The 23,577-nt window shown below is 34.8% G+C and carries 23 protein-coding genes; 2 read left to right on the top strand and 21 right to left on the bottom strand.

Annotation, left to right across the window (positions count from 1 at the left end):
* Positions 1 to 59 precede the first annotated feature (59 nt).
* The 8 genes from pepV to D8M06_RS06895 form a co-directional block, all read right to left on the bottom strand.
* The gene (gene pepV, locus D8M06_RS06930) at positions 60 to 1,472 is read right to left on the bottom strand and encodes a dipeptidase PepV (RefSeq protein ID WP_121203682.1); all 1,413 of its coding nucleotides are present in this window, start codon (positions 1,470 to 1,472) and stop codon (positions 60 to 62) included.
* A gap of 367 nt (positions 1,473 to 1,839) precedes the next feature.
* Positions 1,840 to 2,505: a peroxiredoxin gene (locus tag D8M06_RS06925; protein ID WP_121203681.1), complete on the bottom strand. Its 666-nt coding sequence runs from the start codon at positions 2,503 to 2,505 to the stop codon at positions 1,840 to 1,842.
* A gap of 185 nt (positions 2,506 to 2,690) precedes the next feature.
* Positions 2,691 to 3,674, bottom strand: coding sequence for a tRNA dihydrouridine synthase (locus D8M06_RS06920; RefSeq protein ID WP_121203680.1), 984 nt, complete (start codon positions 3,672 to 3,674; stop codon positions 2,691 to 2,693).
* Positions 3,675 to 4,440: 766 nt separating this feature from the next.
* The gene (locus D8M06_RS06915) at positions 4,441 to 5,082 is read right to left on the bottom strand and encodes a Vat family streptogramin A O-acetyltransferase (RefSeq protein WP_121203679.1); all 642 of its coding nucleotides are present in this window, start codon (positions 5,080 to 5,082) and stop codon (positions 4,441 to 4,443) included.
* 127 nt (positions 5,083 to 5,209) lie between these two features.
* Complete coding sequence (locus D8M06_RS06910) at positions 5,210 to 5,746, bottom strand: GNAT family N-acetyltransferase (protein WP_121203678.1); 537 nt, start codon at positions 5,744 to 5,746, stop codon at positions 5,210 to 5,212.
* A 36-nt stretch (positions 5,747 to 5,782) separates the two neighbouring features.
* Entirely contained in the window at positions 5,783 to 6,646 is an 864-nt protein-coding gene (locus tag D8M06_RS06905) for an alpha/beta fold hydrolase (RefSeq protein WP_121203677.1), read from the bottom strand.
* Positions 6,647 to 6,739: 93 nt separating this feature from the next.
* The gene (locus D8M06_RS06900; RefSeq protein WP_121203676.1) at positions 6,740 to 8,350 is read right to left on the bottom strand and encodes an ABC transporter permease; all 1,611 of its coding nucleotides are present in this window, start codon (positions 8,348 to 8,350) and stop codon (positions 6,740 to 6,742) included.
* Positions 8,350 to 9,264: an ABC transporter ATP-binding protein gene (locus D8M06_RS06895; protein WP_121203675.1), complete on the bottom strand. Its 915-nt coding sequence runs from the start codon at positions 9,262 to 9,264 to the stop codon at positions 8,350 to 8,352. The genes D8M06_RS06900 and D8M06_RS06895 overlap by 1 nt, the downstream gene beginning before the upstream one ends.
* Before the next feature lie 143 nt (positions 9,265 to 9,407).
* On the opposite strand from D8M06_RS06895, the gene D8M06_RS06890 reads away from it, so the two are divergent.
* On the top strand, positions 9,408 to 9,995 hold the full coding sequence (locus D8M06_RS06890; protein WP_121203674.1) for a TetR/AcrR family transcriptional regulator: 588 nt from the start codon (positions 9,408 to 9,410) through the stop codon (positions 9,993 to 9,995).
* Positions 9,996 to 10,075: 80 nt separating this feature from the next.
* Here the strand turns inward: D8M06_RS06890 and D8M06_RS06885 are convergent, their stop codons facing one another.
* From D8M06_RS06885 to D8M06_RS06845, 9 genes are all read right to left on the bottom strand, one after another.
* Complete coding sequence (locus tag D8M06_RS06885; RefSeq protein ID WP_121203673.1) at positions 10,076 to 10,477, bottom strand: hypothetical protein; 402 nt, start codon at positions 10,475 to 10,477, stop codon at positions 10,076 to 10,078.
* 363 nt (positions 10,478 to 10,840) lie between these two features.
* Positions 10,841 to 11,923 carry a ribosome small subunit-dependent GTPase A gene (gene rsgA / locus D8M06_RS06880; protein WP_121203672.1) on the bottom strand — a complete coding sequence of 361 codons (1,083 nt, stop codon included), beginning with the start codon at positions 11,921 to 11,923 and terminating at the stop codon, positions 10,841 to 10,843.
* 452 nt (positions 11,924 to 12,375) lie between these two features.
* The gene (gene erm, locus D8M06_RS06875) at positions 12,376 to 13,110 is read right to left on the bottom strand and encodes a 23S ribosomal RNA methyltransferase Erm (protein ID WP_121203671.1); all 735 of its coding nucleotides are present in this window, start codon (positions 13,108 to 13,110) and stop codon (positions 12,376 to 12,378) included.
* 58 nt (positions 13,111 to 13,168) lie between these two features.
* The gene (gene ermCL / locus D8M06_RS06870) at positions 13,169 to 13,228 is read right to left on the bottom strand and encodes a 23S rRNA methylase leader peptide ErmCL (protein WP_121203794.1); all 60 of its coding nucleotides are present in this window, start codon (positions 13,226 to 13,228) and stop codon (positions 13,169 to 13,171) included.
* A gap of 113 nt (positions 13,229 to 13,341) precedes the next feature.
* Entirely contained in the window at positions 13,342 to 14,793 is a 1,452-nt protein-coding gene (locus D8M06_RS06865) for an Msr family ABC-F type ribosomal protection protein (RefSeq protein WP_121203670.1), read from the bottom strand.
* Positions 14,794 to 14,911: 118 nt separating this feature from the next.
* On the bottom strand, positions 14,912 to 16,105 hold the full coding sequence (locus tag D8M06_RS06860; RefSeq protein ID WP_121203669.1) for an MFS transporter: 1,194 nt from the start codon (positions 16,103 to 16,105) through the stop codon (positions 14,912 to 14,914).
* A gap of 363 nt (positions 16,106 to 16,468) precedes the next feature.
* The gene (locus D8M06_RS20410) at positions 16,469 to 16,513 is read right to left on the bottom strand and encodes an erythromycin resistance leader peptide (RefSeq protein ID WP_105980607.1); all 45 of its coding nucleotides are present in this window, start codon (positions 16,511 to 16,513) and stop codon (positions 16,469 to 16,471) included.
* A 466-nt stretch (positions 16,514 to 16,979) separates the two neighbouring features.
* On the bottom strand, positions 16,980 to 17,201 hold the full coding sequence (locus D8M06_RS06850) for a hypothetical protein (protein WP_121203668.1): 222 nt from the start codon (positions 17,199 to 17,201) through the stop codon (positions 16,980 to 16,982).
* 22 nt (positions 17,202 to 17,223) lie between these two features.
* On the bottom strand, positions 17,224 to 17,943 hold the full coding sequence (locus D8M06_RS06845; RefSeq protein ID WP_121203667.1) for a GAP family protein: 720 nt from the start codon (positions 17,941 to 17,943) through the stop codon (positions 17,224 to 17,226).
* Positions 17,944 to 18,041: 98 nt separating this feature from the next.
* Between D8M06_RS06845 and D8M06_RS06840 the strand changes: the two genes are divergently transcribed.
* The gene (locus tag D8M06_RS06840) at positions 18,042 to 18,635 is read left to right on the top strand and encodes a TetR/AcrR family transcriptional regulator (RefSeq protein ID WP_121203666.1); all 594 of its coding nucleotides are present in this window, start codon (positions 18,042 to 18,044) and stop codon (positions 18,633 to 18,635) included.
* A gap of 310 nt (positions 18,636 to 18,945) precedes the next feature.
* Here the strand turns inward: D8M06_RS06840 and D8M06_RS06835 are convergent, their stop codons facing one another.
* From D8M06_RS06835 to rlmD, 4 genes are all read right to left on the bottom strand, one after another.
* On the bottom strand, positions 18,946 to 19,680 hold the full coding sequence (locus D8M06_RS06835; protein ID WP_121203665.1) for a class I SAM-dependent methyltransferase: 735 nt from the start codon (positions 19,678 to 19,680) through the stop codon (positions 18,946 to 18,948).
* 190 nt (positions 19,681 to 19,870) lie between these two features.
* The gene (locus D8M06_RS06830) at positions 19,871 to 20,914 is read right to left on the bottom strand and encodes an alpha/beta fold hydrolase (RefSeq protein WP_121203664.1); all 1,044 of its coding nucleotides are present in this window, start codon (positions 20,912 to 20,914) and stop codon (positions 19,871 to 19,873) included.
* On the bottom strand, positions 20,911 to 21,147 hold the full coding sequence (locus D8M06_RS06825; protein WP_121203663.1) for an AbrB/MazE/SpoVT family DNA-binding domain-containing protein: 237 nt from the start codon (positions 21,145 to 21,147) through the stop codon (positions 20,911 to 20,913). Before D8M06_RS06825 ends, D8M06_RS06830 begins: the two co-directional genes overlap by 4 nt.
* A gap of 954 nt (positions 21,148 to 22,101) precedes the next feature.
* On the bottom strand, positions 22,102 to 23,484 hold the full coding sequence (gene rlmD, locus D8M06_RS06820) for a 23S rRNA (uracil(1939)-C(5))-methyltransferase RlmD (protein ID WP_121203662.1): 1,383 nt from the start codon (positions 23,482 to 23,484) through the stop codon (positions 22,102 to 22,104).
* Between the last annotated feature and the right edge of the window lie 93 nt (positions 23,485 to 23,577).

Here is a 23,577-nt window from a genome sequence, read left to right as displayed (position 1 = left end):
AAATCTACGCCGCCTCGAAATTCTCGGTCCTTTTTATCCTCCTTTTTAAACACACACTTTTAGGCTTTCGCTAATTCATAAATGGCCTGCGCATAAATCGCTGTCGCCTTTAGTAAATCATCGACAATGGCATATTCATCTTTTTGGTGCATGACATCTTCACGTCCTGGAAACATCGCTCCAAAGGCAACTCCATGATCTAATGCTCGTGAATACGTACCCCCACCAATAGAGAGCAGTTCTGCCTTTTCACCAGTTTGCTCTTCATATACCTTTTGTAATGTTTGAATGAGTGGATCATCTTTTTTGACATAGGTTGGCTTAGAGTCTGAAAAGTTCTCTAACTGGAGATTCTCCTTCTCTAAGAATGTTTGAATTTTGGTCTTTCCATTATCTATATCAAAAGTAACAGGATATCGCATATTAAGTCCAATTCGACCACCAGATTCTTGGTTGTAATTCATCATTCCCACATTAATCGTTAATTCCCCAGATTCCTCATCTTGAAAGGCAATATCAAAAACTTCCCCACGAGATTTATCAAAGAATGATGCGATAGTTTCTGTAAATGTCTTCCCTGCATCATCCAACTCCAGGTTTTGCAAAAACTTCGCCATATAAACTCCGGCATTCTTCCCGTTTCGAGGTTCTGCTCCATGGGCACTCTTTCCAACTAGAGTTAACGTCACTTCCTCCCCATTTACAGAAGTTGCACCATCTAATTCCCAATCATCAAGAAATGCCTGATATTTCTGCTTCATATCTACAGTTTCTCCGTCTAATTGTAACTGAACTTCTGCAAAATCCGGAACCATGTTGTATCTTCGTCCAGACTGAAAGGACTGCAATTGTAAAGATTCATTTGAGCTATTAACATTAGATTGTTGAACAATGTCGTAATCTGCTATTCCTTTTTCCGCAAAAATGATTGGAAAATCTGCATCTGGAACAAATCCCATAGTTGGCATTTCTTCCTTTTCAAAATAATGCTCCACACATCTCCAATCACTCTCTTCATCCGTACCAATAATGAGTCGAACCCTTTTCCCTAGTGGAATCCCTAGTTCTTTGATAATTTTCATCCCATAATAGGCAGCAATGGTTGGTCCCTTATCATCACTGGAACCACGTGCATAAATCTTTCCATCTTTAATGACGGCACCGTATGGATCCACACTCCAGCCATCTCCTTCAGGAACCACATCGACATGTCCTAATATACCAAGTAGTTGGTCTCCTTGTCCCATTTCAAGATGACCTGCCAAGTTCCCAACATTTTTAGGAGTAAATCCATCTTTCTTCCCTAAATTCAGCATATACTCCAACGCATCTTTAATCCCTTGTCCTAATGGGGCATCTGGTTGTACCTTCTCTTCATCCAGCACACTTTTTATTTGCAGAATGCCTTGTAAATCCTTTAGGAAATCCTCTTTCCTTTTTACTACTTCTTCCATCCAATTGATGTTACACATTATGTACTTCACTCCTTATTGGCTGCCTTTACAAGTATTTACGTTACTTGTTCATTTTACCAAAGTATTCCCTTATTATAAGTTTGGAAGTCTTCATCTGTTGTTTTTTGACGAACAAAATAGATTTCATATGTTGGAACTAGTATTAGAAATATATTCAAAAGGCCCTATTTGAAATAATATTATTCAAATAGGACCTTTATTTTTTTGTCTCTTTTGTAATGGCTCTCATCTTTGCTTACATTTTTATAGACCGTGAATATTTTTAATTAGAATTTTATTGTTCTCGCTCACACGGATGATTATTTTGCTACTATGAATTCAGATTACCCACAGTTTCTATCAACTACAACGTTAACATAAAGCATCATTCTTTTCTCAAATTTTTATAGCAAAACCACCAATCAAAACAATCTACTTCACCAGTCTCCGCTTGCTTTAACCGTTCTGCTTTTTGTTGTTCGTTTGCTGCAGGTGGGACAATAGCTCTATCACCAATTATGTTATTATTCGGCCAATCTGCTGGCAATGCTAAGTGATAATGATCTGAAGTTTGCAGTGCATACAATGTTCGTAAAATTTCCTTTAACCCTCTCCCAACTTCAGCTGGATAAAAGAAGATTGCACGTATCATACCTTTATCATCAATAAAATATACACCTCGGACTGTACTGGTTTGCCTCGCCTTGTGCACCATCCCTAGTTTATTCGCAACGGTTCCCAAAGGATCAGCAATAATAGGAAATGTAATAGGAACACCTAAATTCTGTTCTATCCACTCTGTCCATTTCATATGTGCTTGGACCTGATCAATTGAAAGCCCCATTAATTCCGTCCCTCGTTTTTGAAATTCAGGATATAATTGTTGAAACGCTACAAATTCTGTTGTGCATACTGGGGTGAAATCACCTGGATGACTAAATAATATAAGCCACCTACCCTCATAATCATCTGGAAGAGTTTTTGTTCCATGAGTTGTTTGAACCGTCATTTCGGGAAATTGGTCGCCAATTGACAGACTCCGTTCATTCATATTCCATGCCTCCAATCATCATTCCAAGATATTCTATGCTAGGTATTAGTCTATGTTACGGAATAACAAATTGAAGGCTATATATAAATGACTTATTGAGAAAGAAAAATCTCAGGTTCGTAATAAACCCAAGATTTTCAATGAATAAGTCTATATACCTTTTTTAATCAACTTTCCCAAAAACACTATTTCTCCAACTCATCACTGTGTTTCTCCAAAAAACCATCAAGCAATGCACGCACATCATCTGTTGATTCAGTACTCATTAATTCATTTCTTAATTCACTTGCACCTCGAATTCCACGTACATATATCTTGAAAAAGCGACGAAGTGGTTTAAATGGACGTGGCTCAAATTCGGTTGAGTATTTATCATGAAGGTCTAGCTGCAGCCTTAGGAGATCAAGCAATTCTTTACTGCTATGTTCCTTTGGCTCCTTTTCAAAGGCAAATGGATTTTTAAAAATGCCACGCCCAATCATAATCCCATCAACCCCGTATTTATTGGCAAGTTCCAGACCAGTTTGACGGTCCGGAATATCTCCATTGATCGTTAAAAGTGTATCCGGAGCCACTTCATCACGAAGTTTCTTAATTTCTGGAATCAATTCCCAATGTGCATCTACTTTACTCATTTCCTTTTTCGTACGTAGATGAATGGAAAGATTAACAATATCTTGCTTCAATATATGAGTTAGCCAGTCACGCCATTCGTCCACCTTCGTGTAACCAAGCCTTGTCTTCACACTTACGGGCAATCCTCCTGCTTTTGCTGCTTGTATAAGTTCTGCAGCAACCTCTGGACGACGGATAAGGCCGCAACCTTTACCTTTAGCCGCCACATTTGGTACAGGACACCCCATATTAATATCCAGGCCTTTAAAACCTTGCTCCGCCATACCAATACTCATTTGACGAAAATATTCAGGCTTATCTCCCCATATGTGAGCCACCATCGGCTGTTCATCTTCTGTAAAAGTTAAACGCCCACGGACACTTTGTTTCCCCTCTGGGTGACAGTAACTTTCTGAATTTGTAAACTCTGTAAAAAACACATCTGGTCTGGCAGCTTCACTTACGACATGACGGAAAACAACATCTGTCACATCCTCCATCGGTGCCAGAACGAAAAATGGTTTTGGTAATTCATGCCAAAAGTTCTCTTTCATATGTTCATTCAATTCCTCTCATAGTAATACCAGGTCAAACCTTGTCCCAAAGATAGAAAACAAAGGTATTCCTGTAATCTATACTTTCATACCATTCATAAACTTTTTTTATCAGAAAAATCCCATGTTCTAATTATTAAAACGGAAGGATTTTGAATTAAAATGGAAATTACAAAAGATTATTTTACGAAATTATGGCCGAATTAGCAAGTTCTTTTTAGTTAGACAGCTTCTGTACAACCCAATAAACTCCTGCTTAATCCCCCTCCAATCCGCATTTCACCGTTCAAGTCATAATAATGTATTGCTACGGCCCCCCTCATTTTTATCCACTTTCAGATTAAAATCGGTCGTTTTCAGGGCCTTTTTCAGCTGTTTTTTCATAGTTTTTCGGAAATGAATAAAGTCTGCTAGAACAGAGGGAAGAAAATAATAGAGAAAAGAGATGAAAAAACTCGGGCTTTTGAAAAGAGAAGTCCGAGTAATTGTTGAGTCTGATATTGAAGAAAGCAAATGTTTATTATTATAGAATTGGTGGTGAGATTAGTAAGAGTTTATTATGGTTTGCTAAGCGTTTAATATTGATCTACGTAGTGGAAAAACGAGATTAGGAGTTAAGAAAATAGATTTACTACTTAAATTACTTTCTAAATATTTTTGTACAATACCTATCAAGTAAATCATCATTTACACTACCTTTAAGAGATCAAGGATTTTTAATATTGAATCAGACTGAACCCAGTATAGCATCCAGTCCGATCTTATTTTAATTGTTCATTTTCAATTTATCTATATGTCCACCTATTATGAATTCGATATTTTCACTAATTTTCTTAGAATCCCAATCCCACCACTTTATGGTTAGCCATTCCTCTATTACTTTATCTGAATAACGTTTTTTTATAATTTTCGCAGGATTTCCTCCAACAACTGTATAAGGGGCTACATTTTTTGTAACAACAGATTGTGCAGCAATAATTGCTCCATCTCCAATTTTGACTCCAGGCATAATTGTTACATCTCTTCCTATCCATACATCATTTCCGACTTCAGTATCTCCTTTAATCGGCAGGTCGTCTAGTGAAGGTACATGCATTTTCCACCCACTGCCAAACAAATGGAATGGATACGTTGAGCCATCCATTTGATGGTTCGCTCCATTCATAATAAATGTTGTTCCTGGACCTATCGAACAAAACTTTCCTATAATCAGTTTATCACCTATTACTTCATAGTGATATAGAACTTGTTCTTCAAATGACTCTCCATGTTTACTATCGTAGTACGAATAATCACCAACGGAAACATTTTTTCTTGTTGTAGTTGGCTTGATAAATTGAACATTTTTATTTCCTTCTAATGGAAATGGAGTTTGTGGATTTGGTCCAGGAAAATTTTTAGCAGACATAAAATCACTCCTTTATATCATTGTTTAAAGATAACTTGCAAATTTTATCACAACAAGAAAAAATCATATTTAAACACACATTGAAAAAGATATAATTTAAGGTCATATTCTTAATTTCAACTTACATTTATTCAAAAAACACACTAGGATATTCAACAACTCCCGAAACTTTATCGAGGGTATTTTCACCTAACTCCATTGCCATAAATGCCTCGTCTGGTACTTCAAAAGGTGCTTTTATCCCCCAAGTGGATGCTTTTTTGAACCCGAACTTCGGATAATATTCTGGATGCCCCAAGACAACAACTGAATCAAACTCAAGCTCTTTTGCTTTCTTTAATGCTTTTATAATTAACAGCTTACCTACGCCTTGATTTTGATATTCCGGTAATACAGATACAGGTGCAAGAGCGAGTGACTCTACAACTTGAACGTCATTCTTAATTCTTATCTTGGATAATAGAATATGTCCCACTATTCGATTATCATCATTATTTATTGCCACTAAAGATAATTCTGGTATAAATACGTTTGAATTTCTAATACGAGACACCAAATGATGTTCATTTCTATCACTGTGTTCTGCATTAGCAAATGCACATTTTACTACTTTTTCAGTTATGTTATAGTCCTTAACCTGTTCTTGTTTCATTATTATGTTCATTTCTTTATAACTCCTGTTCGAATACAAATTTTTACTTTACTCTTTCCCTAGAAATCTTGTAATAACTCGAGTAAACTCTTCAGGTCTCTCTTTCTGTGACCAATGTTTACACCCTTTCATTACATAGATTTCGGAGTCCTTAAAAGCCTTATGTGCTTCTAACGCATGTTTAATAGGAACCGTCGTATCTTTTGAACCATGAACGATTAATGTTCGTTTATTAATTTCAGATAACCTTTCTGCCAACTTTGTTCTAAGTCCCGTTCGTGTAATCTCACTTCTCTGAAATGACATAAATGCTTTACCAGCATGTGGTGCTTGTAAGGATGCATAAATTTCATCTACAAGTTCTTCTGGTACATTATTAGGATTTCCAAACAAACTATTTAACAGAGTCCACTTCACAAATCTTCTGCTTTTACTTGACCATTTATACGAAAGCTCATTGAGGAATGATTTTGTATACCAATAAGAAAGAAGATGGTAAGGAAGTTTACTAAATAGCCCCCACGCACCTACTAATACTAGCTTTTCTACTCGATCTGGATATTCGAGCGTATATCCAAGAGAGAGTCCTCCACCTAGAGATAGTCCCACCAAGTTAGTCTTCTCAAGGTGAAGGCTATCCATTATTTGTTTCAAAATATCAATGTAAAAGGAAAGTGAATATTCTACATTAGGTTTATCACTATCTCCATACCCAGGAAGATCAGGAGCAAATACACGGTGTTTTTTTGATAAAAAACCTATTACCTCACTCCAAGAAATTCTTGCTGAATCAACTCCTGCTCCATGCAAAAGTATCACTGGAGAACCAGATTCCCCAGCCAAGTAGCAGTTGACATCTATATCATTTAGTTTAAGTTTTACCGTTTTAATTTCTGGCAAGTTTCCTAGCATAGTAATCCTCCTCTAAAGATGTTTATTTATCAATGGTTAGCTTAACAGTACGATCTGAAAGCTATTCTACAAAATTTAGACTACTCAAAGAAATCACCCAGAAATATCCCGTCTATTATATCCACTAAAACCAATTATAGATAGTACAAAAGAAATCAGTATTAATACCACCATCGCCGTAAAATTCACGCTATCTATCGGAATTTGCGGGATATAATCAAAGACTGACAAGTTATTCATCCATTCCGGGAAGTCAAACAAGTCTCCAAGATAGACAACAACAAAACAAAAGACAACATAAAGCCAAATCAATCCAGTTAGCTTTGGAACTACCCCAACCAATCCTATTACAAGGCTAATTACTACCCATATCGCTGGTAAATAAACATAAGCCGAAGCAATAGTTGTATCAAACGATATCGCTTCATCCATCACTACTTCACCTACCGACCATAACCCCAGAGCAACAAGGGATTGCATGATAAAACTGACAACAACCGCTAAGAGAAAGTGACTACCTAGTACACGAGTTCGTGATATTGCACGAGTATAATAGTTTTCTGTAAGATTCCTCGTCTCTTCACCTTTTACCTTTAATATTACCATCACTGCAGGAACAAGGCTGATCAATGACATGATTGCCATTAGCAATGTAATAAATTGCTCCGTCATCGTATAATCTGAATCAACCACAATAAATGCTTGCATAAACTCATTTTCAGCAAAATAGGTTTCTAAATCTCCTAAAATTGCCCCAAAAGAGCTACTTAAAATAAACAGTCCAATAGCCCAAGCAATTATATTCGTACGCTGTAACCTTAAAGCAAGTCCCAATGATGTTTGTAAAAATGGGGAAGCGTGTGTCTTACCTTTTCTTGCTGCTATAAATCCAGCCCCCAAATCACGTATAGAGTGTAAATAAAAAGCAATAACTCCAAACATAATAGCAACGATACATGATAATACAACCGGCCACCAATCATTTTCCACAAATACGCCAGTTTTAACTGTCCAGCCAAGTGGCGATATCCACGACAGTTCCTCACTACTCACATCTCCTATGGCTCGAATAAGATAAGCTATTATTAATAACATAAAAGAAAACATAGTAGTTCCTTTTGATGTTTCTGTAACCTGGGCAAAAACTGCTGTGAAGCTAGCAAATAGAAGCCCCGTTGCACCTAAAATGGAACCATATAATAAAGACCCTTCTAACTCCACACCCTCTATCCCAAGGGAAGCCAAGCCAATCCCTGTTAAAATAGCTAGTAAAATATTTGTTGATACGATAACAATCATTACCGCACTTACAGATGATAAGCGACCCACAGAAAGAGCCCGAACCATTTCATTACGACCCTCTTCTTCATCCCCACGTGTAGCCCGCCCTACAAGTAATATACTCATGATAGCTACTGCAATAGCCGTAAAGAGCAACATTTCATTGGCAAACATGGCACCTACAGAATTTACATATTCCTCCATTTCATAACCCGTTCCAAGCATCGCCACCATAACCGGATTATCCATTGTCAGTGAAGCAGCTTGCCTCGATTCTTCATCGTTATAAATACTTGGGTAAGCAGAAGCAACAGACAAGGTGATTCCTATCAAACCAATCAACCAAACGAGGATTTTAAATCGGTGTTGTTTAAAATAGAATGCTGTTAATTGATTCGTCCCTTTAAAATATCTCGCAACCATTATAACGACCCCTCTATCTTAGAGTTAGAGTATTCTTCTCCTTGATAATGACGCATAAACAAATCCTCTAATGTTGGTGGGGAACTTTCTAATTTTAAAATCCCAAACTCAGCTATATACCGAATAACTGTATCCATTTCCTCTGCATCTACTTGAAGAGTACGCTCTGAATCTTTTTCTTCCAAATTATGAATTCCTTTTAGTTCGTTTAGAGAAGTTATGTGTTTTTTTGTTTTAATCGTTAAATGAGTACGGGTTAAGTGTCTTAGTTCATCTAATGTTCCTGTTTCAATAATCTTCCCTTGACGGATAATCCCTACCCGATCACATAATTTTTCTACCTCAGATAAAATATGACTCGATAGCAGAACACTTTTACCCGCTCTTTTTGCATCAAGAACACATTCCTGGAAAATAGTTTCCATCAACGGATCAAGTCCTGACGTCGGCTCATCTAAAATATATAAATCGGCATCAGATGCAAACGCAGCTATTAATGCAACCTTTTGTCTATTCCCTTTCGAATACGTCCGGCTCTTTTTCGTTGGATCAAAATTAAATTTCTTTATTAGTTCCTCTCTTTTTGTTAGATTTGTACTTCCATTCATTTTCATAAGAAGATCAATAACTTCCCCACCAGTTAGATTTGGCCATAGATTCACATCGCCAGGCACATATGCTATACGTTTATGAATGTCAACCGCATCGGCCCAAACATCCTTACCAAAAACCCTAGCCTCTCCCTGTGTAGCCTTTAACATACCAAGTAATATTCGAATGGTCGTTGATTTCCCCGCTCCATTTGGACCAATGAAGCCAAACACTTCCCCTTTTTTCACTTCCATATTCACACCATCTAATGCCGTAAACTTACCAAACCTTTTCTTCAAATTGGTTACTTTTAATATACTCATATTTCAATCTCCTTTTTAGTTATGAAATATTTTTATCTATTTAGTTCATAATATATAAAATTACTGGTTCTCGCAATAGTTTTTGAACTATTTATATTGTTTTATTACATATTTTTTATTACACTATCAATGAGGTGAAGAAAATGGATGGTTTTGAAAAACGTAGGGAGCAAAAGAAAAGAGACATATTAGAAGCCGCATTAGCCTTATTTATGGAGTATGGAATACAAAAGGTATCCATTACGGAAATAGCTAAAAAGGCCAATGTATCGCAAGTCACCATATATAATTACTTTGAAAGTAAAGATAATCTAGTTCGTTTAGTTTTTAAGTTTTATGTTGATCAGATATGGGATGAACAAAAACATCTATTAGTTAATGACCTTCCATTTAATGAGAAGATTAAAAAGATTATATTTGAAAAAGGTATTGCCGCTAATCAAATAAGCGAACGATTCTTTCAAGACTTTATGAAAGATTATGCAAGTGGGCAGAGTTATGTTGAAGAAGTGTATGAAAAGGAAGCCCTTCCACTCTTCATTAAACTTTTTAATGAAGGTAGAGAACAAGGATATATTGACTCTGAGGTATCAGATGAAGCTATCTTATTCTATTTAAAGATGTTTCAAGAATATTTGCAGCGTGAAGATGTTGCCACAATGACATTTCCAATAGCAGAGGATCTTACCAAGTTATTCTTTTATGGCATAGCTGGTAGTAAAGAAGAATAAGATACTGCCCAACTAGAAAAATTGGGCAGGACTTTTTAAATTAAGTAGCTATTAGGACAGAAAACTTGTTTATTTTCGGATTACTCCTTTGGCTTATCTCCAATTAAGCCAAACAAAAACATTTGAGAGAAAGCATAATTATTGTAAATTTTTGAAGCAACTGATGGAATTGTCAAACCATAGTCCAAGTAGGTTTTTAAAATTTGCTGTGTAAAATCTTTCTGATTCGTTAAAGCACTTTGCTGCAATTCTTTTACTAACTGTTTACTAACTTTTTCCCTTCCACCAAGTGCTTGTTGCAACTGATAGCCTGCCCTATACAATTCAGTAGCAAGATCTTCATCTGATTTCTGGTGTTCAGCTACATAGTTAGAAATCCAATCCCGCACTAGCGAAGAAGCATCTTTATTATTTTCCTTTGCGATCTGTTGGAAACTCTCTTTTAGTTCCTTCGATATACGTAAATTCAAATTCGTATCCATTTTAAGATAATGCCTCCTTAATAGATTAAGTTAATTATAATCATTAGTATTTACATAGTCGTCAATACATTGTAAGTACAAAATCAATAAATTTTGGGAGTTGGAATAAAGATTAGCGAAAATGCAAGATTAAGAGTTAATATAAAGAAAGGGAAGAAATCAGCCCCTCTATCATTTCGTTTCTTTCATCTATAATCTACTCATAACACCTATCAAATTTGGTATTTAATAATTATTTTACATTATCTCTATAATTGATATCGTCTCTCCTAAGTGTCCACAATATTTTCTACATAGTGTTAGTTCTAATAGATGTATAATAGCAAAATGGGTTGAATCTAGTTTTAGATTCAACCCTTCATTTTATCTACGTTTTTTTCTCTTTTGTTCATTTAAAAATTTCCTGGCATTCTTCATGCCGCCCATCTCACTAAACATATTATTTAGCTTTTCTTTTTCTAGCAATTTAGAATTTAAGCCTTCATACTTTGTTTCTTTTTCTAGTTTTCGATCGCTTTCTAACCTTTCAATTGACAAGGTCCCATCCTGAATTGCCTTTTGTACGGCACATTCAGGCTCACTCCTGTGAGTACAGTCGTTGAATTTACACTTATCCACTAAGTTCTCAATATCAACAAAAGTTTTTGACAAATCTGCACTAATTATTCCAAGTTCACGCATACCCGGAGTGTCGATCACAACACCAGAATCAGGCAGCATGATTAATTCACGCCTTGTAGTAGTATGCCTACCTTTGTCATCACTTCTAACATCACTTGTATCTAAGACATTTTGACCAAGAAGTCGATTTATTAGCGTTGATTTTCCAACACCGGATGAGCCAATGAATGCAACTGTCTGCTCTTTTGAAAGATATCTTTTTAATGATTGATATCCATCGTCATAAGCACTTGTAACATGCACTTCAACACCTATAGCTATAGAAGATACTTCATTCAGTTTGTTCTCTACATCAGAACATAGATCTGATTTGGTTAGGACAACAACAGGAATCGCACCACTATCCCACGCAATAGAAAGATAACGTTCCACTCTTCGTAGATTAAAATCATTATTTAGTGACATACAAATAAATACGGTATCAATATTTGTAGCGACAACTTGCACATCTTCCTTTGAACCCGCTACTTTTCGTGCAAAAACACTTTTCCGTGTTAAGACATGATGAATAATTCCGTTTCCTTTAGAAAGATCTATCCTGTCAATCATTACAAAATCACCGACTGCTGGAAATTCAGATAAATCTTTAACATTAAAGTGAAATTTCCCTGATATCTCAGCTAAAATTTCACCGTTTTCCGTTATCACCTTGTATACGTTTCTGGTTTGTGATGAAACTCGACCGATAAATAAATCTTTATATTGTTTAGACTCCTGAATAAATTGTTCAGTAAGTCCTAGTTTTTCCATATCAATATGATTCAACTTTATTTCCTCCTAAAGTTTAGATTATAACCTTTGGGAGGCTTAATGCTTGAATTTACTTTGCATATACCTCCCCGTTTGTTACAATCTCAGCATTTTGCTTGTTAAACATAAAACAACATTCCCTTCTTATTAATCTTATTTCAGTGTATCATAATGTTAACCTTATTGAATAAGGGTATTTTAAACCTCTGAGCTCTAGAAATACCCGGGCCCCTGTTGAAAAAACAAGTAATTGTTGGGTGTTTATATCGAAATAGCAAAGTATTAGGACAGAATTGGTGGTAAGATTGGCAAATGTTTAGTAGGCCAGCCAGGCAATTATATTGGAATTTACATAGTATTATAATGATGGATTCTCCAGCCTGAATTGAACCCTTATTAGTGCAAAGTTCCACACATTTATTTGCCATAAACACACAGACAGTCTTTGTTCATCTCTTGTATTACAATTATCTATTGAATAATTTATAACTTTTGAAAAGGGCTAAAAACTGTTCGTTACTTATATTTTTTAAATCATTGATTTTCGCATGTTTTAATGCTTTATGAAATTGATTTTTGGTAAACAGTTTTTTGTACTCCTCGTTAACCCATTTCATTACAAAGTATTTATATTTTTTTCTATCTTGATATGACATTTTTATAGGCCTTCTTTTCAATACAATTAATGAGTTATCCACTTTAGGTTTCGGATGAAAATAATGCCTAGGAATTTTTGCTAGTATAGAAATATCTACTTCTGCCATTAAGAGTAATGCTGGTGATCTGTTTGTATTTAATAATCTTTTTGCAAAACCATATTCCACTATTAAATAACTTACTGTAGCCGTACTTTCATAAACAATTTTTCTAATTATACTTGTGCTTATGTTGTAAGGTATACTTCCAAAGATTTTATATGATTTATGTTTAGGAAAATTAAATTTCAAGATATCATCATTTACAATTTGATAGTTAGCGTAATTTAAAAGTTTATCCTGAGTTACCCCACATAATTTAGGATCAATTTCAATAGCTGTCACATAATTACACCGATTTACTAATTCAATAGTAAAATGCCCTTTACCAGCACCAATTTCAAAAATGTTATCATTTTCGTTTAAATCTATCAGTTTCATTATTTTTTCAATATGATATTTTGAAGTAATAAAATTTTGACTATCCTTTATATTTACCTTGTTCATTATAACCTCTCCTAATTAGGTTATAATGAATTCCATTTTAACAATTCATTATAACCATTTATTTTTTGTTTGGTTGATAATGAACTGTATCTATCACAAATATACTAAAAATACGCATAATTTATTTCCCTTTCATTATTTATACAAATAACAACTTTTAGTATCAAATCTTTATTATGGTTATTATCTTTCTTGTTCACCAACTCTTTTTATACTTTCTCTACATTTATATTAGCTTTTCAATATTAATTTTTGCTCTTCTATAGCATATACAGAATCAGCCACTGACTCAACAAAGGTACGATCGTGTGATACTAGGAGAACGGTACCTTCATATCCATTCAAAAATCGTTCCAATGCTTCTATACAAAAAACGTCCAAAAAGTTTGTTGGTTCATCTAAAACCAATACATTATACCTTCCTAAAAATAGCTGACACAATACTAAACGAGTTGCCTCTCCACCACTTATATTCTGGATATTCTTTTTTATATCATTACCAGTAAAATTCATGGCATGAAGTACAGCTCGAATTTTGCTTTCATTGCAATCACTTCTATTTTTAATATATTCAAATACCGTTTCTTCTTTTGTAAATCGATATTCCATTTGTTGATACGTTCCTATGACAGCTTTTGGAGAGATCGTTATCCCTTCAGCTTGTTTTAAAATATGATGAAGCAGTGTTGTCTTACCAGAGCCATTTTTTCCTGTTATAGCAATCGTCTTTCCTAAAGGAAATTGAAATTTTGCATCTCTGAGAAGTGTTTTATCCCCTGCTTTAAGCTTTAAGCTCTCCCCCATTATTGGGAACTTATTGTGTAACTCTAGAGCATTTGACTGATGAAAACGAATGATTTGCTCCTCTTTCGGAACTTCTACCATTTCCAGTTGCTCTACTCTCTGTTCAATCGCTTTTGCTGCACGTTGCATGGATTTTTGACTAGTCCCTTTTGATTTCGTTTCAAAGGTTCGATTTCCTTTAACCTTTGTTACTTTTTTATCTCCTTGTGTTACTTTTTCCGCTTTTTGCAATTTTTCCTCAGCAGCTTTCATTAAACGTGTTTTTTCCTTTATATATTTTTCATGCTGTTCCAGTAGTTGTTTCTTCTCAAGCGCTTTTTGACGGACATATTCGGTATAGTTACCTGTATATTCCTTTACTGTCCCATCTTCTACTTCCCAAATTTTTGTCACCAGTTGATCTAACACATATCGATCATGACTTACTAGTACGAGTGCACCATAATAGTACATCAATTCTTCGATAAAAAACTGCGTACCATCTGAATCAAGATGAGTAGTTGGCTCGTCAATTAATCGAGCTTCATGATAGCTGGAGAAGATTTGTGCAAGTTTGAGTCTCGTTTGTTCCCCACCACTAAAATTACTAATTTCAGTTTCTGGAATCGCCAATTTTCCTTTTAAATCATAATCTATCTCTGATTCGTTAGGTGTTGTTAATTGGTCAAAATATACAAAATCCACGTGACGTTTGACTATTCCAATAGAAGGGTGAATAACCCCTGCAAGTAACTTTAATAATGAACTCTTTCCTGCACCATTTTTCCCAACAATTCCGATTCGGTCAAACTGATGTACAGCCAAACGTTCAATTTCTAATACCGTTTTATCTAAATAATTTAACTCTATATTTTCTAATTCAAAACTTACTTTTTCCATTTTCGCTACCTCCCGAAAATAAATAATTTCCGCATCGATAGCTAGTACCGATACGAGCTTTTATTTCTAGTTCAAGCTCGTATCAAAAAAATAATAAAAACTGCATGAATATCTCCTCCTATTTTGCTTTCCTTGTTATAACTGCATTTATCATAATCAAAATACCTATGATAGAAAATAATGTAGCAACACTTGTAAGTTCAATCAATACTCCAGCTACGGCATAGCCAATCGGTGTTGCTAATAACGAAAGACTAGTTACAAAGCTAAATACTCTTCCCAAGAGATGAGGTTGTATCTCTGTTTGAATAAGGGCATAGAATGGTGCTGAAAACAATGGTCCAGATAAACCAACCAAGCCAGCCATCATTAGAAAAACAAGGAACAATGACGGCGGTACGATACCAGATAGGAATAATGCAATCCCCATCAACAACATTCCTGAAGCCATTGTTTTTATTTTATCGAAACGATCTCCTATTACACCTAATAGTGCACCCCCAACAATTAACCCAATAGCAAAAATTACCTCCACTATTCCAGCTTCTACAACACCTCTTTCGAAATGATTTCGTGTCATAAGTGGAAAGTAAGTACCAAGCGGAATATAAAGCATAGCCACGATGGTAATTGTTATAGTTAACTTCAAAACAACTGGATGTTTCACTATCGCATGATACCCTTCTTTCATTTCAGTAATAATACCGCTAGAAACCTCTCCTTCTTTTCTCAGTACTCTTGGAATGTGAATAAACAATAAAATACTACTTGCAATCACAGCACCTAAAACATCTAACATCAATACCCATTCAAGAGAGCTCATTGCAAGCAAAGACATCCCTACTGCTGGACCTGCAATATTTGAAATAGAACTTATCGTCTGTCCCCAACCTGCCACCTTTGTAAGATGCTCTTTACGTGCAAGTAAAGGTATGGATGCTTGCATTGCCGGCATATGAAATGCAGTTGCAAGTGAACGAATAACTAAAACAAATAACACCAACAAAATACTTGGTTCATAAAAGTACATCGTAATAAATAAGGTTAAACTCCCAAGTGCAACAGTCGTGTCTGCCAAAATCATCATCAATTTACGTGAGTAACGATCCGTAATCGTTCCTGCAAACGGACCAACTAATGCTTGCGGTAAAAACCCAGCGAGGCCTGCTAGTGTCAGTACTAGGGGCGAACCGTCCGTTGTATCCGTTAACCACCAAATAATACTAAATTGAACAGCAGCACTACTCAGTAATGAAAAGAACTGCCCAGTAAAAATCGCAATAAATTTTCTTTTCCAATTTTTATTTTCCATTAATGTTCCCTCCAAAATAAAAAATCACAAGCATCTGCCTGTGATTGAAGTAAAGGGAAAAAGCCCTATCCATATTTTATTAGGAAGCCATGAATAGCCATCCACAAATAAACCTACCTTTAGTGAAGGTAAAGCTAATTTGTACAAAAAATAAAGAAAGGCAGAACAATCCACCTTTCTAAACATTCCATATCATTATCCGGAATAGAGAATGCTGTTAGTACCTATCGTGAAATAGGTTAAAAACACTCCCATATCGGGATAATAGATAATTTTTCAAATATGAAATGAAAGATTATTAAAAAAGGACAGACTAATCCCATTACTCTGCAAACACAAAACAGAGCCTTTGAACGTATTCAATTACTGGTTCAAAGTTGGGAAACGTAGTCTCATCGAATGTGTCATTTTTTAATAATCCTCCTTACCGTTTATAAATACAGTGACTAGTATAGTTAATCTTTTGTCAAAAGTCAAAGGAAAATAATCCCTATACAACTCAAGTAATCTATTTTTTAACGTAAGTAGAGTTAGAATCGAAAATGTTTATCTTGGAGTCTCATTCAATCATTGACTAGCACCGGTAAGTATTTCTCACCATGTCTTCCCTTTAAAAGAATGTACCATCTTTTTTATTATCTGCTAAAACCCCATCACACTTCATAATTGAAAAAAGTTATTAAAAAAGAAATAGAACAACGATTACTAATAAACCACCCCAAAAACCTAAAAGCGGTTTTTATTGCTAATAACTGTACAAGTATTAAAACAGCTGGAAATAATAGAATTGTTCCAATCAAAAAAAACTATAGGATATAAGCATTAAGGTCGGACGTGTATTATAAGATAAGCTGTGAAGAGAGCATCTTAATCTTTATTTACCATTTCTAGATGAACTAGATTTTTTCATAGAAAATAAACCAATAGCCCCTCCAATAACAATCAATAAAATATCTATCGCAATTTCCCAACCTTGAAACATATCAATATAATTCACCAAAAACCAACTTTTTCCACCATTTGTCAAATGATTTATCAAACCTCCTACTCCCTGAATTAGGAAAAGTAAACTAATTCCACTAATAATTTCTTTCATATTAAACACCTCATTCATTTTTTTAATTTAAGATACCTCTAATACCAATATTAAAAAATACTGCACCTACGACACCTATTGCTACTAAAACTGAAGAAATCGGTGCTTCATTTAATTTTGTTTTTATATTTCTCAGAAAGTGCTGCAGTTTATCTTTAAACACAATACTAATTCCTAACAATATTAAGGAAGGTAACACCATTACAATTACAAGATTGTACCCAATTATTACAAATATAGAAGAAAAAGAATTAATTGACAGATGATTTAATAAAAAAATCGAATAGAAATAAGGCAATGCCGTTACAAATTCAATAAAAAACACAATAATACCCAAAATAATTATTCCCTTTATTGTTGTCTGTATTGGAATCCATGACGTAAGACGTTCTATTGTGCTTTCTTTTGGTTTTATGAAGCTAACTAAAACAAGAAGTGTTCCCGTAACAGTATAGAACCAATTAATAAAATCAAATTCAGATAAACTTTCGATCAATTCCAATATTGTATCTCCGCCAAAGTACAGTAATAATCCAATCATGAAATAACCTAACTGAATAACTAGCAAGAATACAAATAGACGAGAAGATAGCTGATTAGGTTGTGTAAGTAATAAATAACCCGTAATAGCTAGCACACCAGGACTTAATATATCAACTAAAGCACAAATGGAAATAATAAGTAGGGCTACGGATATATCTATTGATGAGGAAGGCATCATTGTCTCAATGATTTCAATCAAATAATTAGTCCCCCTTTATAAAATGTGATACCATTAAAATAACACAATGTGCTAAAAAAATAATAACACACTGTATTAAAAAAAGGAAGTGGTTTTCTTTGCCCAAATTAGTTAATCATGAGCAAAAAAGAAAATTAATTGCTGAAGCTGCGTGGAAGATAATTATAAACGATGGAATTGAAAAAGCATCTATACGGAGGGTTGCAGCAGAAGCCGGTATGTCTTCTGGTGCTTTAAGACATTACTTCTCAACTCAGGATGAAATGCTCTTGTTTATTATGGACTACTTTTTTGATGCAGGAAAAAAGCGTTCTGATCATAAAGAATGGTCAGAAGATCCATTAAAGGCCGTTGAGGAAGTTTTACTAGAGCTTGTACCTATCAATGAAGAAAAGATAATTGAAACGAGTGTTTGGTGGATTTTTGCACTCCGTTCTCTTACGAGTGATGCATTAAAAGAAAAGAAAGACGAATTGACTGATGGTACATATGTCCTAGCAAATTCAATGTTAGAGATATTAACTCAAAAAGGAATATTATTGGATTCAGTTAATGTAGAATTAGAGAGAAGTCGGTTATCTGCATTGATTGAAGGGATGTCATTTCATGCCTTGTTAAGACCAGATGTGTATACTCCAGAAATGGTGAAGGAAGTAATCAGTTACCATTTAAAAACACTCTGTAATAAATAAAAAACACTCGGAAGTAGATAATTCATTCTCGTTAGATTATCTACTTCCACCCTTATAATTATTAATAAAATGAGTATTGATTTGTTATTGAGATTATATTGAGTGGGATATTGGATAAACCCAGCAATATGAATGAGTTAGGACATAACTGTATTGAGAAGATATTGGAAAGGGATGAAAAACTAGGATTCTATTTAGGAAAACTCGAGCTAAAAAAATGACTAAAGCAGCCGGCATTTTTGTATCTTTTACAACAAAGAAATCTGGTTTCTTTATCCCCCTATGCTAAATTTTATATTGAGCGAACAAATTACTTTCTCTTTTTAGCCGAGACAATCAACATCATAGGGCGTCGCATTTCATCCTTCATACTTGGAATATTCATCATTTTTTTTGGCGGTTGTGGCTCCACAATCTGATTTATTATAAAACCATTTGAAAGCAGTGAATTTAGATATGTGGTCAGTGTTCTATGATATTTTGTAACCTTTTCTCCCAAAAATACAGTTGTCCGTTTTCCCTCATAATAATAATTATCCACTGGGAAATGCAGTATTTCTCCTTTTTCGTTATAATACCAGTCTTGTGTTCCATAGGAAGTAAAAACAGGGTGTTCAACCGTAAAAATAAGTGTTCCATTTGGTTTTAACATTTTATACAAGTTATTAATCAATTCCTCATAGTCTTCTATATAATGAAACGCAAGTGAACTTAATATTACATCAAAGCTCTCCTCTGGAAAATCCACATCCTCTATGGCACAGCATTCATATTCAACTTCCGGAAAATGAGTTTTTTCTTTTGCTACTTCAAGCATTTTATGAGAAATATCAACACCTACAACAGAAGAAGCACCGTGTTCCATCGCATAAATACAGTGCCATCCATAGCCACATCCTAAATCAAGCACACGCTTATCTTTAAAATCCGGCAGCAGCTTTTTCAATGTTTCCCATTCTCCTGCACCAGCCAATCCCTGTTGTGAGCGACTCATCTGACTATATTTTTGAAAAAATATATCATCATCATATTTGTTTTCTTTCATCTGAATTCCCCTCGTTTAAAAAGTTAAAGGTTGTATGCTTTCCATGCTGCATTGCCTCATCTATTACTGCCATTTCCTTTTTACATTATTAACCCAAGGATATAGCAATGAAAAAAATGTGAAAATTACAGTAAAGAAATAACAAGATTTATAAGATAAAAAGTTCTGGTGGGATTAGTACACCTAAATTTTACAATTCTTTTAAAAAACTAACCAAAATCCCCGTAAATTCCTTTGGCTTGTCGTAGTGAATATCATGTCCAGGTGTATCAACATCTACTCTCTTACCATTATCCAGTAATTCAATAACCCGATCTGCATCTTCATCTGATAAAGCTGCTACTAATAAGTCTCCATCATAAGATGTTTTAGCTTTAATGAATACGGTAGGACTTTTGATTTTTGATAACACTTCTGATTGATTGTAATCTTCAAACCATGAATGATCATAAAATGTTTCTCCGAATTTACGGTCATAAGTATACGTTTCAGATTCAAATATTCTATTAATTTGTGGAGGTAAATACACTAAATGTACTGGCTCATTTGGGTGTTTCTCACGATACCTGATAGCATCTTTCGAAAATTTATTCCAGAGAAAATTTCCAAATAACTTCTTCCAGTAACTGTGCTCTAAAGAATAAGAAAAATAATCCTTCACTTCATGTTGATTATTAAAATCTTCATACATTTGAAATCCATATACCCACACATATGTCTTTTCTCTTCTATCCGGTTCTGTTGCAAAGAAAGGTGAATCTTCAATCACTGTTCCTAGCACAAGTTCCGGATAATGTGCTGCCATCCATACTGCAATCATACCACCAGACGAATGACCTGATAAAACTACTTTATTACCGATCTCAACTTCGATAAATTCTGCAAAATCCTTTGCCATTGCCTTAGCTGAATATTTTTCAGGATCCCAATCGGATTCTCCATGACCATGACAATCTACAGCATAAACATGATAGTGATTTGATAAATCAGGCAATACTTTTGCATAATCTTCCCATGTCATACCCTGACCGTGAATTAATAATAATGGAGTTTTTCCGTTGCTTGGTCCTTCACCATAGTTTAATACAGTACCATTTTTTAATTGTATTTGCTTTTCAGTAAATCCTTTATTGTACATTTCTTTTAATGGTTTTTTAATATAAGTCTTATTGTTATAAAGATAAGATCCAATCAATGCTAACAACGGCAGTAATATGATAACGCCATATATCATTCCGATTCCTCATCCGATTCTTTTATAAGTTTTGAATTCAAAATTGCATCTGCTAATTCAAAGAACGCTTCTTGTTTAACTAGTGCTATACCTTGTTTCTCATCACCTAGCATTAGTAAAGAGTCACCTGGTTTAATATTAAATATATCTCTTGCTTCTTTTGGAATGACAATTTGTCCTTTAGTACCGACCTTCACCGTACCAAAAATATGTTTTCCCTCTGGATGTGCCATTATAATTCCACCTTTCCCATTGTAAATATATTTTATCTCTTATTTGTACAACCGAGTATATTAAGTATTACTTTTCATACAAATTATACTACTTTGCTTATCATAGTTCAAGGTACTACATCGGACCAAGAAATAACAATTGACCTACAGACATTTATGGAAAGGGAATATTGAGATCATATTTAGTAGGGTGTTGGGAATATAAAGGTCGAAAAGATATCGAAAAGGCAGGAAAAAACTCGGGATCCTGTTGAGGAAAACCCGAGATATTATTGAGTTTTATATTGAAAAAGCAAATGTTTATTATTACGGAATCGGTGTTGGGATTAGCAATAGTTTATTTTGACAGCCAAGGGTTTATTTTAGATCTACAACACCTTTGACATCAAGACGACACACTCCACATGTTTTGAGATGAGCTTATAGCTATCAAATCTATTGTTTCAAACCCCATTATTATTGATGCTGTACCAAAATATTAATCATTTGGGAAAACCCCACCCCTCCAACCCGCATTCCACCGTTTCAGTCATAATAAAGATTTGCTACGGAATCCCTATTTTGAAGGTTTTTCGGTTCAAAAATGACCGTTTTTCGGGCCTTTTTCGACTGTTTTCTCATGGTATTTCGGAGTTATAATAGAGTTTTGCTAACAAAACAAAGAAAAATAATGGAGATAAGAGGTCTAGAATAAAGAGAATAATATTGGATGAGTATTGAATTGTTATTGAAATTATATTGAATGAGATATTGAAGAAACCCAGTAATATCAATGATTTAGGTACATAACCATATTGAAAAGATATTGAAAAAGACATGAAAAAAACTCGGGATCCTGATTAGGAAAGCCCGAGAATTTATTGGATTTATTATTGAAATAGCAATTGTTTATTTTGACAGAATTGGTGGTGAAGTCAGCAAGAGTTTATTTTGACTACCAAAATTACTTTTTAATTAGACAAATTTTTTCTTCAACCAACATACTCCTTCAATATGATTCGTCTGTGGAAACATATCAACTGGTTGCACTTCTTTCGTTTCGTATCCACCATCTTCTAAGATTTTTAAGTCTCTTGCCAAGGTGGATGGATTACAGGATACATAGACAATTCGTTTCGGATCCATCTCAATCATGGCCTTCAAGAAGTCTGGATCACAGCCTTTACGTGGTGGATCAATGACAATGACATCTGGGTCTAGTCCCTGCTCTTTCCATTCTGGCATGACTTTTTCTGCTTCTCCAACAAAGAATTCTGCATTTTCAATCCCATTAATCTTAGCGTTGTTTTTTGCGTCACTAATAGCTTCTGGAACTACTTCGATGCCATATACTTTCCTTGCTTTTTGTGCTAAAAATAGAGAAATCGTCCCTATTCCGCAATACGCATCAATCACTACATCTTCCTTACCGATATCAGCATATTCCAGCGCCTTATCATATAACACTTTCGTTTGATATGGGTTTATTTGATAAAAGGACTGTGCTGAGATGGCAAATTTCACATCGCCAATCGTGTCATAAATATACTCTTCGCCCCAGATCACCTTAGTTTTACGACCTAAAATGACATTCGTTTTTCGGTCATTGATATTGTGTACAATGGATTTCACATGCGGGAACGTCTCTGTTAATTCACGTATCAATTCGTCCTGATGTGGCAATTTCTTTGTTCTAGTAACGAGTACAATCATCGTTTCATCGGTTTCTCTTCCAGTTCGTACCATAATATGACGGAGCACACCTCGGTCCGACCTTTCATCATATGCTGTTATTCCCAATCGATTAGCAATCCGCCGCACTGCATGAATGGAGCGATCATTAACCTCATCTTGAACCACGCAAGTTTCCATATCGTCAATAATGTCATGACTTCTCATCCGGTAAAACCCAGTAATCAATTCTCCATCACGTTCACCAACTGGAATCTGTACCTTATTCCGATAACGCCAAGGATCCTTCATTCCGATGGTAGGATGCACTGGTACATGTTCCAAATGTGCTATCTTTTTCATGACATTTTTCACTTGATTTTGTTTCATATGAAGTTGCAAATCATAACTCATGTGTTGAAGCTGGCATCCGCCACACTGATAAAAAACATTGCATGGAGGTTCTACTCGATCTTCACTTTTCTTTTTAATATTAAGCAATTTTCCAAAGCCAAAATTTTTGTTTACTTTTACTACTTTTACCGTTGCCTCTTCACCTGGGAGGCCATAGGGTACAAATAATGGATACCCATCGACTTTTCCAACACCATTTCCTTCGTGTGTTAGGTCTTCAAATGTAAGTGTAATGGTTTGATTTTTCTTTACGGGTGCCGTGTGTTTTGCCATCAATTATCTTCCTTTTCCGCGCTGAATTTAGTGGTTATATCTTATCATATTTTGGACCGGAATAGCATGTCTCATTCCTTTTGAAAGAACGTA

Origin of the sequence: Oceanobacillus halophilus (assembly GCF_003628505.1) — a bacterium.
GTDB lineage: Bacteria > Bacillota > Bacilli > Bacillales > Amphibacillaceae > Oceanobacillus > Oceanobacillus halophilus.
This window is presented reverse-complemented; position numbering and strand designations above follow the sequence as displayed.